At 41.5% G+C, this 13376-nt stretch carries 8 protein-coding genes; 5 read left to right on the top strand and 3 right to left on the bottom strand.

All coding sequences use genetic code 11. From position 1 onward, the window contains the following. Positions 1-41: 41 nt before the first annotated feature. The 5 genes from ACQCT8_RS06270 to ACQCT8_RS06250 all read left to right on the top strand — a co-directional run bounded on the left by ACQCT8_RS06270 (position 42) and on the right by ACQCT8_RS06250 (position 10509). On the top strand, positions 42-2687 hold the full coding sequence (locus tag ACQCT8_RS06270) for a valine--tRNA ligase (RefSeq protein WP_426869475.1): 2646 nt from the start codon (positions 42-44) through the stop codon (positions 2685-2687). Positions 2688-2945: 258 nt separating this feature from the next. Then, positions 2946-4253 carry a bifunctional folylpolyglutamate synthase/dihydrofolate synthase gene (locus ACQCT8_RS06265; RefSeq protein ID WP_426869473.1) on the top strand — a complete coding sequence of 436 codons (1308 nt, stop codon included), beginning with the start codon at positions 2946-2948 and terminating at the stop codon, positions 4251-4253. Positions 4254-4326: 73 nt separating this feature from the next. Further along, positions 4327-6036 carry a sensor domain-containing diguanylate cyclase gene (locus ACQCT8_RS06260; RefSeq protein ID WP_426869471.1) on the top strand — a complete coding sequence of 570 codons (1710 nt, stop codon included), beginning with the start codon at positions 4327-4329 and terminating at the stop codon, positions 6034-6036. Positions 6037-6103: 67 nt separating this feature from the next. After that, a complete protein-coding gene (locus tag ACQCT8_RS06255) occupies positions 6104-9565 on the top strand; it encodes a DUF5057 domain-containing protein (RefSeq protein ID WP_426869469.1) in 3462 nt (1153 codons plus the stop codon). A gap of 56 nt (positions 9566-9621) precedes the next feature. Next, positions 9622-10509 carry an ankyrin repeat domain-containing protein gene (locus ACQCT8_RS06250; RefSeq protein WP_426869467.1) on the top strand — a complete coding sequence of 296 codons (888 nt, stop codon included), beginning with the start codon at positions 9622-9624 and terminating at the stop codon, positions 10507-10509. Between the two features lie 74 nt (positions 10510-10583). Here ACQCT8_RS06250 and ACQCT8_RS06245 read toward each other — a convergent pair whose 3' ends face one another. From ACQCT8_RS06245 to ACQCT8_RS06235, 3 genes are read right to left on the bottom strand one after another with little or no spacing between them, the layout of a single operon-like run. Next, positions 10584-12209 (bottom strand): hypothetical protein, encoded by a 1626-nt coding sequence (locus ACQCT8_RS06245; protein WP_426869466.1) that lies wholly within the window; start codon positions 12207-12209, stop codon positions 10584-10586. 15 nt (positions 12210-12224) lie between these two features. Next, complete coding sequence (locus ACQCT8_RS06240) at positions 12225-12839, bottom strand: PilW family protein (RefSeq protein WP_426869464.1); 615 nt, start codon at positions 12837-12839, stop codon at positions 12225-12227. Further along, positions 12832-13338: a type IV pilus modification PilV family protein gene (locus ACQCT8_RS06235; RefSeq protein ID WP_426869463.1), complete on the bottom strand. Its 507-nt coding sequence runs from the start codon at positions 13336-13338 to the stop codon at positions 12832-12834. Before ACQCT8_RS06235 ends, ACQCT8_RS06240 begins: the two co-directional genes overlap by 8 nt. Positions 13339-13376: the final 38 nt, after the last annotated feature.

Raw genomic sequence — 13376 nt, 5'->3', positions numbered from 1 at the left:
GAAAACCAGACAACGATTATAAAATCTGAGGAGGAAGAAAATTGGATACAAAAGAACTGTCAATGCCTACTAAATACGATCCATTGTCCATTGAAAAAGGCCGGTATGAATGGTGGCTGGAAAAAAAGGTTTTTGAAGCAAAAAGCAATCCGGAGAAAGAACCTTATACAATTGTGATTCCGCCGCCAAATGTAACTGGAAAGCTGCATCTTGGACACGCCTGGGATACGACGCTTCAGGATATTTTAACGCGTATGAAAAGAATGCAGGGCTATGATGTGCTATGGCTGCCGGGAATGGATCACGCAGGAATCGCCACACAAGCTAAGGTTGAACAAAAGCTGAAAGAACAAGGATCATCCCGCTATGACCTTGGCAGGGAAGCTTTTATTGCAGAAAGCTGGAAGTGGAAAGATGAATATGCCGGTCATATCCGCCAGCAGTGGTCAAAGCTCGGTCTAGGGCTTGATTACTCCCGTGAACGTTTTACACTCGATGAAGGTCTGTCTAAAGCAGTTCAAAAGGTGTTTGTTTCTTTGTATGACAAAGGATTAATCTACCGGGGTGAATACATTATTAACTGGGACCCGGCTACAAAAACAGCTTTGTCTGATATTGAAGTGATTCATCAGGACGTGCAGGGAGCCTTCTATCACATGCGCTACCCATTAACAGATGGCAGCGGAGCCATTGAAATTGCCACGACGCGGCCTGAAACCATGCTTGGTGATACTGCTGTAGCCGTTCATCCGGAAGATGAACGCTACAAAGCGCTTATCGGAAAAACGGTTACGCTTCCGATTGTGGGACGTGAAATTCCAATCGTAGCCGATGATTATGTGGATATGGAATTTGGGTCCGGTGCGGTTAAAATAACGCCTGCTCATGATCCAAATGATTTTGAAATTGGCAATCGTCATAATCTTGAACGTGTTCTTGTAATGAATGAAGATGGCACGATGAACCAGCAGGCAGGTGCGTATCAGGGAATGGACCGTTTTGACTGCCGGAAACAAATTACGAAGGATCTTCAGGATCAGGGCGTCCTGTTTAAAATTGAAGAGCATCTTCATTCGGTTGGCCACTCTGAACGAAGCGGAGCAGTAGTAGAGCCTTATTTATCGACTCAGTGGTTTGTGAAAATGGCGCCGCTTGCTGAAGAAGCGATCAATCTGCAAAACGGTGATGACAAGGTAAACTTTGTTCCAAACCGTTTTGAACAATCGTATGTTCGCTGGATGGAGAACATCAGAGACTGGTGCATCTCCCGCCAGCTTTGGTGGGGACACCGTATACCTGCGTGGTACCATAAGGAGACAGGCGAGATTTATGTTGGAGAAGATGCTCCTGCAGACCCTGAAAACTGGAACCAGGACAATGATGTGCTGGACACATGGTTCTCTTCTGCTTTATGGCCATTTTCCACAATGGGCTGGCCGGATGAAAATGCTGAAGACTTCAAGCGGTATTATCCGACTGCAGCGCTTGTAACCGGCTATGATATCATTGCGTTCTGGGTTTCAAGAATGATTTTCCAGGGGCTTGAGTTTACTGGAACCAGACCATTTAAGGACGTATTAATTCACGGCCTGGTTCGGGATGCGGAAGGCAGAAAAATGTCTAAATCGCTTGGCAACGGAGTAGACCCGATGGATGTAATTGGGCAGTACGGTGCAGATTCTCTTCGCTACTTCCTGTCAACTGGTTCATCACCAGGACAAGATTTGCGTTTTTCAATGGAAAAAGTAGAATCTGTATGGAACTTTGCGAATAAAATTTGGAATGCCTCCCGTTTCGCTTTGATGAATATGGATGGCTTGACGTTTGAAGAAATTGATTTGTCCGGAAAAAAATCAGTGGCAGATCATTGGATTCTTACCCGTCTGAATGACACGATTAAAAATGTAACGAGTCTGGCAGACCGCTATGAGTTTGGCGAAGTTGGCCGCACGCTTTATAATTTTATTTGGGATGATTTCTGCAACTGGTATATTGAAATGTCGAAGCTTCCGTTAAACGGGGAAGATGAAGAAGCTAAAAAGACAACCCGTTCCATTTTAGCTTACGTACTTGATCAAACGATGCGTCTGCTGCATCCATTCATGCCGTTTATAACAGAAGAAATATGGCAGAACCTTCCCCACGAAGGCGAATCCATTACAGAATCCTCATGGCCGGCAGAAAAGCATGAATTAACGGATCGTGAAGCTGAAGAGGAAATGAAGCTATTAATTGAAATTATTCGTGCTGTTCGGAATATCCGGGCAGAAGTAAATACTCCGATGAGTAAGCCGATAAAATTGCTGATTAGAGCCCAGGACGCAAAAGTACTTCGCCAGCTCGAAAAAAATGAAGCGTATTTAGATCGGTTCTGTCATCCTGAAACGCTCACCATGGGAACGTCAATTGTCATCCCTGAAAAAGCGATGAGTGCAGTCGTAACAGGAGCAGAGCTGTTTCTGCCGCTGGAAGGTTTATTAAACGTAGAGGAAGAAATAGCCCGTTTGGAAAAAGAGCTTGTCAAATGGACAAAAGAAGTAGCACGGGTAAACAATAAATTAAGCAATGAACGCTTTGTAAGCAAGGCCCCTCAATCAGTGGTAGATGAAGAAAAAGCCAAAAAGCTTGACTATGAAGCGAAGCACAAGGCTGTTCAATCCCGTATTGAAGAATTGAAAAATATATAAAAAATTATCAGAGACGAGATCGGGACTAAACTTATAACAGTTTAATAAATAATTATCTATAGTATGAGGTGAGCGGGCGGAAGGCGGCGACTCCTGCAGGATATGACGGCAAGCTTAGCCTTTATAGGGGACGGCCCTGTAAAGGCTCAGCGCCGTCCCTGCGGAAAACGTCCGCCTAAAAGCGCAGTGAACCGGTCAAAGAGCTTGAGACATTTTTGTCCCAGGCTCGCTTTTTTAATAGAAAGGACGATGGAAAGAATGAATTCATATGAAGAAGCGATTGAGTGGATTCACGGGCGATTGCGACTTGGAATTAAACCCGGACTTGCCAGAATGGAGTGGATGATGGAGGAGTTGGGGAATCCGCACAAAAACATTAAAGCCGTTCACGTCGGAGGAACAAACGGCAAGGGATCAACTGTTACATTCCTAAGGTCCATATTGAGCGCTGCAGGAAAGAAAACAGGAACCTTCACCTCTCCATATTTTGAAACCTTTAACGAACGGATCGCTGTTGATGGACAGCCGATAACGGATTCTGAGTGGCTGATGCTGGCACAAAAAATCAAACCTCTGGCAGACCGGCTCGAAGACACGGAGTTAGGCGGTCCTACAGAATTTGAAGTCATTACGGCTATGATGTTTCTTTATTTTGGAGAGTGCCGGACAGTCGATGCCGTATTGATTGAAGTAGGACTGGGCGGCCGGCTGGATTCAACCAATATCGTTCAGCCGATCTGTTCCATCATCACCTCGATTGGACTTGATCATGTAGCAATTCTTGGTGATTCATACGAAAAAATTGCATTTGAAAAAGCTGGTATCATTAAACAATCTGTGCCTGTGATTGGGAATGTAAAAAATGAAGAGGCAAACGAGGTGATTAAAAAAACAGCAAAAAGGCAGAATGCTCCTATTTTCGAATTAGGGGAAGATTTTTCGGTGCATGTAGAAAAATCAAATAAAGTTGGCGAAAAATTTATTTATCAGGACTCTGCGCGGCTGGTGCCGGTTGAAATGGACATGACAGGGGAACACCAGGCAGAAAACGCTAGTCTAGCAATATTTGCCGGTCATCTTCTGCAAAAAGAGCTTGAATTTGAGTTAACAGCCCAAACGTTGCAGACTGCACTTGAAAAAGCGTATTGGCCGGGCAGAACGGAACTTTTGTCAGAGAACCCTCTGATTATGATGGACGGCGCTCATAATAAAGAGGGAGTTGAAGCACTGTTAAAAACCGTTAAACAGAAATTTTCTGACCGAAACATTCATTATCTTTTTGCTGCTGTAGGAGATAAGGATTTAAAGAACATGATTGAACAACTGGAAAAGTCGGCAGAAAGTATTGCTTTTGACACGTTTGACATGCCAAGAGCTGCTTCAGCAGAAGACCTGCTCAAGCTGTCAGCTCATAAAAAGCGCGATAGTAAGGACTCCTTTGACTGGATTGAAGAGGCTTTTAAGAGCGAGAACAACGATGTTTATATTATAACGGGTTCTCTATATTACTTATCTTCCATTGCTCAGGAGGTAAAAAAACAGATTAGAAAGAAAAATATAAAGTGACTTTGGCAGTAAAATTTGGTAATATTATGCGTATATTGTGACTATTAACTTATGAAGGCGGAGTTGGTGAAGGATGGAAGGAGTTACTGGCAAAATAAAATGGGCTTTATGGCTTATTTGGATGGGTGTTTTTCCCGCTGGTCTTTATTACTCCTATCAAATTGATCCTCCTTCTTTTGATTCCTTATGGATTCCGTTAAGTTTGATTGCTCTTGCAATCATTTTTTCTTTTCTGCCTTTTACAGTAGACAGCACGACCATTTTCATTATTCACTGGATTAATCTTGCTGCATTTTTAACTTATGGTCTATTTTTTGAATTAATTTTGATGCAGATTGTTTTGATTCCTCTCCTGCTGAGGTCGGGGATGACGTGGAATACGTCTTACCGATACGCTTTAAATTCAGCTATGATGCTGATGATTAGTATCATTGCAGGATTAACCTATTATTTTTATGATTTTTCTGTAACGGAGGATTCATTATGGAGGATAACGGCCGGAGCTGGCCTGTATATATTAATTCACATCGTTTTTAATCACTTCTATTTATATTTTTTCAGTTTAATAGTGAAAAACGGCTTTCCTTTTTTCTCGAGGGACACATTGTTTGATTATCTGGCCACTTTATTAAGCATGCCATATGGACTCGCTTTTTACTTTCTGTTAAACGAGGTGGGCTTAGCTGCAGTTTTTTATTTAGGTCTGCCATTTTTGGCGGTAGCCACTGTGTTGAGATTGTATAACAATTCAGAACAGGTAAATGAAGATCTCGGGAAAGCGGGGAAAATCGGCCATCAGCTCGCAGCCCAGCTTGAAGTAAATGAAGTCCTGGACTTATTTGTTAAGAAATTAACAGAGCTTATGCCGGTGGATTATGCGTACATACTTGATGTGGAAGAAAAGGAACAGAAGCTGAAGCTGCTGCGCAGATATGAAAATGAAAAAATTGAATTTAATAATCTTGCCCCTGTATTAAAAGGTGAAGGTATTAGCGGAAATGTATGGGTCAGCGAAGAATCTGTCCTTTATAATAAGAAAATTGAATGGAACGAAGTGGTGGAGGGCTATATGCCCCAAGACACAGAAAGCATTCTGTCTGTGCCGATCAAACGGAATAATAAAACCGTGGCTGTGCTGCTCGTAGCCTCCAAAAGAAAAAATGCATACCGGCCACATTTGGTTCCAATCGTGGATCTTTTGTGTTCATATTTTGCGGTTGCGATTCAAAATGCGCGGAATCATCAAAAAACCATTACGAGAAGTGAGCGGTGTGCATTAACAGGGCTGTATAATTACCGCTATTTTGATGAAAGGCTGGGGCTTGAATTTTCCCAGATGGAAAATGGCAGTTTAGAGGAACTGTCCTTACTTCTCGTCGATATTGATCATTTTAAGAAAATCAACGATACATACGGTCATCAAAGCGGCAATGAATTGCTGCGTGCCCTTGCTTCAACTCTCTACACACTTGTAGGAGACAAGGGAGTAGTTGCGAGATATGGCGGAGAAGAGTTCGTCGTTTTGCTTTGCGATGTTTCAAAAGAGGAAGCACTCATAATAGCAGAAAATATACGAAAAACTGTAGAAGAGACTGTATTCCAAACATTTCATGAATTGAGTGATAATAGGGAAACGATTGATGTAAAGATGACGGTGAGCATTGGGGTTTCAACAGCACCGGAAGATACAGATGATGCTCAAAATTTAATGAGAAATGCAGATCGAGCACTTTATATTGGAGCAAAAAGAGCGGGAAGAAATCGGGTGGCTGCAGGTGCGTAAAAAATATTCTCCATTTCATCTGCGATATGCTATGATGAAGGTACTAGAACTAAAGGAGGATAGACGCATGAGAAAAGTACTGCTGTTTACCATTGCTTTAATCGTAATGTTCACGTCTGCTTTTTCAGCTCCCCGCACCTCTGTGCAGGCAGAAACACCTCTTCAAAAATTACAGGTGCTTGAAATTACTCCGGATGGACAGACTACTTTATCCAGTCTGACAGCGGAAAGTTCTTTTCAGTATGATGGATATGATATTGACATTGAGACGATGGCAATGAAACGCTTTGTCGCTTTGCGTGAAGAAATTGACGGAAAGTACGACATTGTCATTATAGGAGAAGGATTTTATAATCCTGCCGGAGTAAATGGCCGGAATCATAATACTTCATCGGTGCAGAACGATTTAACCAATCTTAAAGCAGACGAACTGATTGAAACCTTTGTAAATAAGGGACAGCCTCTATTGATTCATAAAGACAGTGTGAATAATGGGGCCATTCTTCAAAAGCGGCTTGGCAGTTTGCAGCAGCCCTCAGTGGTCTATTATAAAAAAGCAGACTGGGACAATCTGGGTAAAGATTTTGAACAGCTAATGAGCAGTACCTATCAGCAAAAACCTTCTTTTACATTAACTTCAAAGCCCAAACCTATTTCATACAATTCACTTGAAGCATATAAGCGTGGAGAGACTGTGCAATTTGACTTAAATATAGATGCACCATCCTCTGCTTCGAGCCGTTCAATGAAACTCAGATTATACATCGACAGGGACTTCAATGACCGATTTCAATCCTCTGAAATTGTAAAAGAAGTCAATGTAGCTTCTCAAACACCTTCACTCACGTACGAACTTCCCCTTGGCTATTCCGGAGTCCGTACCTGGAAGCTTGAACTAATTGAAGTTAAAACGAATACCGTTTTAAAAGATTATGAAATCGGTCAATTTTTATTTGAAGATGAGCCGATAAAGATAAATGTGCTCCAGGTATTTAAAGGCAGCAACAGTTCTTTAAAAAATTCAAAAAACATGAATCAAAGCTATCTTTCTAAAGATAAGCAATACGCAATTTCGATTGATGCGACAGATTTTTCTGTTTTCAATTCCGGGGCAGGGTCTTCACAAAGCAGCCGGCTGTATTCACATGAACTAATCAACGGTAAGTATGATATGGTGATTTTCGGTTTTGCGGATACGTACAACACCTCCAATTTAAGCCAGGGTGCCGTAAACTCATTAAAAAAGTTCATTGATTCAAAGCAAAGTATTTTATTTACGCATGATACGATTTTTAACCGCAATAATGTATGGGTGAATAATTTCAAAACCACAACCGGTCAAAAGGATCCTGAGACTAATTTAGGTCTTAATGCTCCGAATCAGTCCAAAACGACGAAAAAAGTTAATGAAGGGCTTGTTACGACTTTTCCGTTTGACCTGCCAGAAAATGTTGGTATTCAAACCACACATAATCAGTACTATACACTGGATTTAGAAGATCCCAATGTAATTCCCTGGTATAACATCACAGGCAGTGCAAGAGATACAAATGACAGCTGGAATCATTATTATACGTATTCCAAAGGTAATATTACGTACTCAGGGACAGGGCATACCTCTTCAAATTTTCCGGATTCAGAACAGCGCCTATTTGTAAATACTATGTATCGTGCATTTGCAGGTTCCAATCATGCACCTGTTATCACCGTGCTGTCGCCTGAAAATAACGAAACAATTCCATCTAATCAAAAGATTCCTTTGTCATTTAAAGTAGAAGATTTCGATCTTACTTCTACCACCAATGATGTAAAAGTTTATGTGAATAATAAACTGCAATACGAAGAAAATGAAAGCTTAAATGGAAAGACATTTAATTTACAGCTTGACCATGATCTGAAAGATGGAGGTGCTGTAGAAATAAAAATTGCAGCACAGGATCAGGAAGGTGCAGAATCTGTTCAGTATGTTACACTTGAAATTTTAAAAAATGAAGATTTGCTGGAAGTGGCAAGATCATTTGAACCAGAAAAATCAATGTACGAGGCAGCCAAAGATATAATTAATGTGAAATACAGCATCACTCCAAAAGAGATCAACCGGAGTTCTTCTGCAGGTGAAGGAGACCAGACGCTGTCAAACCTGACTTTTCGCGAGACGTTTGCACCGGGAATTGAGGTAGTGGAAGTGCCCCACGGTTTCAGGAAATCAGGTACTAAAGAATCCGGTATAACGGTAGAAGGAAAAATTAAAAATATACTGTACGAAACGAAAGACGACAAAACCTATACAGCAAAGCCTGTTAATTTAACTCTAAAAATTCGTGCAGATCAAAGCGAAACTTATCTTCTGCAGCAAGCCAGCTTAACCTACAAGGACTTTTTTCTTGAAGAAAAAAAAGCAGAGTTTAACCGGCTTTCTCTGTCAGCAGCTTATGCACTTAATGAAGTGAAGCTAACACCATCAATGGTTCTGGATAAAGGACTGGAACGCAATTTAAGAGCTTCAGGAGATTTTGCGTATTCACCATCTAATGCAGCGGTTCAGGAAATTAAATGGTCATCAAGTGACGAATCGATTGTCAGCCTATCGGAAAATGGAGTGATAAAGGCTGCGGGAAAAGGATCGGCCCAAATCACAGTCACAGTCAAAGATGTTTTTGGAAATCAGATAACCAAAACAGCTACTGTCACGGTGCGCGTTCCGATTGAGTCCATTTCACTTGAAAGCATGGAACTTTTTGCAGGAGAAACAATTGATCTCCCTCTTAAAGTAAATCCGGAAGATGCATCTGGAAGTGTGGAAATTATCTTTGAAAATGACCGTATTGCATCAGTTAATACGGCCACAAAAAAAATAACTGGAATAAGACCGGGTTCAACCAGAGTGGTTGCCAGAGGGGTAAATGAAAATGGAACCATTGTGGAAGCAGAAGCACTCGTCACGGTAAAAAGCCGGGAAATAGAAAAAATCATGGTGAATCCCAAGGAAGTTACGATCAATAAATTTGAAACCTTCAGTGATTTTGAGCTAAACGTATTACCGGAGTATGGGGATAGTGCGACTATTACTTGGACTTCAATAGATCCTTCGATAGCGCAGGTAGTATCGCCTGGAGTCATAAGGGGAATGCGGCCAGGAACTACTACCATACTTCTTCAGGCTCCAAGCGGGGTGACAGAAGAAATAAAGGTAACCGTTCATTCACCGCTTACCGACGCAGCGTTTGACCAGGACTATATCGTCATTTCCAAAGGGGAGACCTATTCACTTTCAGGAAATCTTTTACTAAACCCGACGGATGCTTCTACAGTCGAGAGTATTGTTTATAAAGATACGTCAGCTGACAACCCATTTATTCTTGTGGAACCGGATGGCTCTGTATTTGGAAAAAGAATAGGGGAAGGCAGTATGGTTGAAGTGATTGTTATAGATCAATCAGGGAACGAATACAAAGATACGATTCTTGTTCATGTAAGAGAAGAAGATACGGATGATGAAGACAATGAAAACGGAGACGACCGCTATTAAAATTGTATAGGACTGAGAATCCGGTCCTTTTCTCTTTTATAAAATGAGGTGAACAAATGAAAAAAAAGATACTGATGACTCTGGCAGCGCTATTTATTGTGATAGCGGCTGCCGGTGGAATCCGCTATATGCAGATTCAAAATCTCAAGGGGGAAAGTGAGCCGTCTGCCTTTTTTGAGTCCATATTTGAAAAGGATAAAGAAAAAGTGCAATCGATGCTGGACAACGGCATGTCGCCAAATTCTAAAGATGAAATGGATCAAACCGCGCTGGAAACAGCAATCGAGCTTAATGCAGTTGAGATTGCCAGGTTGTTACTGAAAGAGGGGGCTGATGTAGAACCGCATTTGTCCCTAACTGCACTACAGGCGATGGTAGACCCTGCACTTGGGGAAGAAAACAGCTTAAACGATTCTATGTTTGAATTCCTGAAAGATATGGCTGAAGAAGAGCCCGGGATTCTTCAATTTCAAGCGGCAAACGGTGAAAACCTCTTATTTGAAGCGATTCGTAACCAGCATAAACCGACTATAATATGGCTTCTGGAAAAAGGGGTGGATCCTCATGCAATTAATGATCACGGGGAAACGACCTTTCATGCAGCCGTTAAATACCCGGCGGATCAAACAGGATTTTATTTTGAGGCAGCTCAATATACAAGGGGTACTGCCAATGCAGATATGGAAACACCGCTGTCTTTAGCAGTAAAATCAGGTCAGCCAGGATGGGTTCCGCTGTTAAAAGAGGTTGAAGATATTAATAAACCAAATGCAATGGGATGGACACCCCTCATGTTTGCTGTAGATTTTGGGTTTGAGTCCATCGTCGAGGAATTAATAGATTCAGGAGCTGATTTGTCCCTGGTAAATCAGGACGGAGATACCGCTGTCACCTTAGCGCGGAAGTGGGAGAATAAAACCATTATTGAACTTGTAGATGAGTAAAAGAGGCTGAGACACTTTTGTGTCCCAGCCTCTTTTTGCTTGCATACGATGCACTCCCATGTTCTTGAAGGAGATTAATTTATTTTTCTATAAGGCTCCTCTATAACATCCAGTTTTTCTACTGCCGGGAGAGCCTGCTGTTTATCTATAAAAAGGCGCTGATCATTGCGGATAAATAAGCGGGATTTGCTATAGTAATCCTCTCCTTCATTTTCCGGGTCTGCCAGGGAAAATAAAATATCATCCGCTCCCTGGACCGTATCTCCTCTGAAACTGTTAAATTCAAGAGAGCCTTTGCTGAAGATTCCGCCTTCTACATAAACATATGATCCGACTGAATATATTTCAGCATCTTCATCTGTGTAAAGAAAAGCATTCAGCTGGTTGGGAAATTCATTAAAGCTTTCCGGATTGCTGAAAGAGTTTAACAGGGCAATATCGAGTCTTCCTCTGCTCATTAAAATAAGCTCTCCATCTCCGTTTATTTTTTTTATATTTGCATTAAAAATAGTGGTGGAACCCAACACATACATAACTGAATCCATTTGATGATCCCCTCTGATCACCACATCGCCAAATACAATCATATTAGCCTGAATAAGTGCCTCCTCCTGAGCAGCACTTTCTAGGATAAGATCACCCATGACAACCATCCATTTATCATTGTTCAGTGTTACAGAGTCAGTATTCAGATAAGAGTCTTTCAAAAACAAGTGGTTTTTTTCAGGCTCCAGCTCGCCGATCACATTTTCTTCATGCAGCACCGTATCTGATGTCAGCTGGTTCTGATATTCATTTTTTGTAAGCGTCCGCCCGACAGTCTCCTGCCCCTTTATAGTCAGCAGGTCCCCGCCCGCAGCAAGCATCTCCGTCTGCTCCTCTGTAAAAGACGAATCCATTTCTTTTAATTTGGAAGTAACAGTGGGAAGGAGTCTGACATCAATATAGCCGCTGTCTGAGCCTATGGCAGGAGCTTGTACGCTAAACGCATCACGGATCATTTCATCAGCCGTTTTCGGCAGCCAGTGAACGGATCTTTTTAAAGTTGAATCAAAGCAAGGGGAGGCAGGACCGCTTTTGCAGCTTGCCGCAACCCCATTTACAATCAACTGGGAATTTTTTTCTACAGTAGGAAAGTAACTCACAACCGTTTTACTGTTTCCTTCATATTTATACTTTGCTTCGTCAGAAATAAACAATTGCTTGTCAGCATAGATGTCCCCATCAATGTACATTCCCCCATGCAGGCTCAGCGTATCTCTGGCACCGGCTCCATACTTTAAAAAACCGGGCATAGCTGTTATATAAATCGTTTTAGAAAAGTTTTGCTTGTATCCTTTGCTGCTTACCTCATAAACTCTCGTATACTCTGTGACGGGATCGAGAGTGTGCTCGGAGGAAGCATCGATAATTTCCAGAGTAGAGTGTTGGGTTAGAAGAGCTGAGATCATCGTATCAAGTTCGTTTTGATAAAAAGGCCCAGGTGGAGAAAATGGGAATTGCTGAATTCTGTTTTTTAAAACTGCCACCCCTTCTTCAATTGATTTTATCGCTTCAGAATCCTGTACGATGGTTTCCTCTCTAATCTCGGTTCTTTTTGCCCCGCCTATTGTCGCTGTTAAAATGGCTGCACCTAGTGTGGTGAATACCAGTATGATCAGCATCACCGTCAGGAGGGTGTAGCCGTCTTCTTTTTTCAATGAAATCCCTCCTTCTTAAAAGCCGAAACTCGATTGCAATGTCACAGGATTCATACGCTCCGCCACCCGTTCGTTTTGAGGTAAAATAGCAAGCTCAAGTTCAATAATCCCATTTGATTCACGCTCATTACACGCTTCTGATGAGCAGCGCAGCTGAAGAAAGCTCTGATCTGATCCGGTTAAAATCTGAATGGTTTCCCCCTCTAATACAAGCTCCGGTTCATCACCCGCAGCAATCGCACTACCATACGTTTCTTTTTCTTCTTTGGTAATGGTGTCAATCCAGATTTTGTTTTCTTCAAAGTAGATATATGTATCATCAGAAGTATCAGGCTGACGTATTAAATAACTTTCCACTTCCTTGTCAGATAACCGGATCAGCTTTACACCCTTTTGGTTCCCGTTTGAATAAGGTTCAACAAAATCAGGTTTCTGTTCAGACATTTCATTAAAAATCATCGTAGCGATATAGTCCGTCTCATCCCGCGCACTACCCAAGGAAGACGTTTTTTCATAAAGGCTGTAGCCGGAAATAAACACTCCATAAATGGACACTATGAAGATGGAAGATACGGCCAATCCTGTGAGCAGTTCTACTAGGGTCATTCCTTTGTTGTTCATCCTATTCATTCCGCAGCACTCCTCTAACCAGTACTTCCTCCATGCGTTTTCTTTCCCACTGAACAGAAGCTTCTATAGGAATCAATTCGCTTTTCATCTCTTCTGTCTCCTGTTCATTCGAGCCTTCAAATTCAGTGAGTGTAACAAAAACGGAATAGGTCTGATTATTAATAACGGGACTGAAATTGGAACGGCATATTTCTTCCTGGCCAAATAATAAAGATCCGTTGATCACAGCGCTGCAGGAATCAATAGTCAGTTCCAATTCCGATAATCCTTGCTGGTGAAAATAATCCCTTACATGCTGAAAGTCCTGATTTTCGATATAAGTAACGACATTTTTAGCTACGTTCACGCCGACCGTATTGTCTTGATTGGAAAAAGTAAATTGGTAGGAATTTAAAAAGAAGGTTAGTAAAGAAAAAACAATTATATTCAGTAATGTGATAGATACCAGCACTTCAAGCAGTGAGAACGCTTTATTATTTGAAAAAAGTTCTATTTTCAATCTTTTTCACTTCTTTCAATTTAGTTAACTTTATTATA

This window comes from Jeotgalibacillus proteolyticus, assembly GCF_050107735.1.
GTDB classification, from domain to species: Bacteria; Bacillota; Bacilli; order Bacillales; family Jeotgalibacillaceae; genus Jeotgalibacillus; species Jeotgalibacillus proteolyticus_A.
This window is presented reverse-complemented; position numbering and strand designations above follow the sequence as displayed.

Bases quoted from the DNA above. Each gene is read 5' to 3' on its own strand.
- ACQCT8_RS06265 (WP_426869473.1), top strand. From the start codon at position 2,946: ATGAATTCATATGAAGAAGCGATTGAGTGGATTCACGGGCGATTGCGA.
- ACQCT8_RS06260 (WP_426869471.1), top strand. From the start codon at position 4,327: ATGGAAGGAGTTACTGGCAAAATAAAATGGGCTTTATGGCTTATTTGG.
- ACQCT8_RS06255 (WP_426869469.1), top strand. From the start codon at position 6,104: ATGAGAAAAGTACTGCTGTTTACCATTGCTTTAATCGTAATGTTCACG.
- ACQCT8_RS06250 (WP_426869467.1), top strand. From the start codon at position 9,622: ATGAAAAAAAAGATACTGATGACTCTGGCAGCGCTATTTATTGTGATA.
- ACQCT8_RS06240 (WP_426869464.1), bottom strand. From the start codon at position 12,839: ATGAATAGGATGAACAACAAAGGAATGACCCTAGTAGAACTGCTCACA.